General features: G+C 49.6%; 1 pseudogene. It reads right to left on the bottom strand.

The features are described 5' to 3' along the window. A pseudogene (locus tag NO989_RS21785) lies at window positions 1-1,291 on the bottom strand (Tn3-like element ISShfr9 family transposase); the annotation flags it as partial.

Raw genomic sequence — 1,291 nt, 5'->3', positions numbered from 1 at the left:
TCAAACAGATCATTGATGACACTACTGAACTGCGCGTATCGCGGTGCAAAACTGTAACCGCATAGATCCAGTAAGGCGAAGTTAACATGATTGACACCGTGTGTATCTGTCGAGAGTACGTCAGGTTTGATTTCACTGCTGTTGGATTGTAACAGGTCATAAATATAGTGTGATTCGTGCTCGTTGGAACCGATGATCCGAGCATTGAGGGCGCTGTGGTTGGCCACCAGTGTCATGGCCGTGATCCCTTTGTTGGTGCCGAAATACTTAGAGGAGTACCGGGTTTTAAAGGTTTCCAGATGGGTTTCGAATTTCTGACCATCCGCACTGGCATGCAGCTGGTCCTCCTGAATATGGTAGTGGCGGAAGATGGGTAGCGCTGCAACCGCATTATTGATCACGTCGCTGGCGTCATGCAGCGTTTCAGGCCGGATATAGTTGGCCTGCACCGTACTCAGGTGTTCATAGCTTCGATCGGAGATCTGCGCCATGCCATACACACCACGGTGAGTGGCGTTGGCAATCAGAATGGCCAGTAAATCATCCTGATGAGTGAACCCTTGTTTTTGTATCGGAAGTACATGAGTCAGACATTTCATGAACCCGGTTTCGCGCTCTACATACCGCAGTACATCCGCGATACCGACCGGTTGCATTCGCTTAAAAAAGGGATTGTTGACCAGAGATGTAGCGCTTTTGGTCGGCAGACGCCAGCGGGTACCGGTACGATTTTTCATGATCACATTTCGATTGTCTCCCTCATCAATATGGAGAGCAACGTCTTTGAGTGCACTTTCCAGCCGGTGTTGTTTCTCCTGTAACAATAACTCTGCGGGCTGTTTTAGTCTGTCCAGTGTTGATGAGGCCAGCAAGGTATCCTGCGATGTCTGGGGGATCAGGTCGTCTTCCAGTGCGCGGTATTTGGTAACATTTGGCAAATAAATGCGTCCATTCAGTCGTGAGGTTAACTGCCGGTAGAGCAGCCATTCGTAACGTTGCGGGTTAACGTTATCCTGTTTAACCAACCATGGGAGGTGCTTTTTCGGGATGAGCGACGTATCCATCGTCTTCAGTGGTCCACCGAATGCGATTTCCGTCTGCATCTGTTGAAGTTGGGCGACGACGGCTTCTGAGCCTTTACCGGCCTCACATTCAAGGCACAAGAACACCTGCCTTAACAGTTGCTCCAGGAGATTGCATTGTTCATCGTAATGTTGCCACTGGTACTCTTCCACGGTCCGTTTCTGTTTTTTCAGGTAAAGGCAGAGGGTCTGGATATCCCTGTCATTCA

This window comes from Alteromonas sp. DY56-G5 (assembly GCF_041414725.1).
GTDB classification, from domain to species: Bacteria; Pseudomonadota; Gammaproteobacteria; order Enterobacterales; family Alteromonadaceae; genus Alteromonas; species Alteromonas macleodii.
This window is presented reverse-complemented; position numbering and strand designations above follow the sequence as displayed.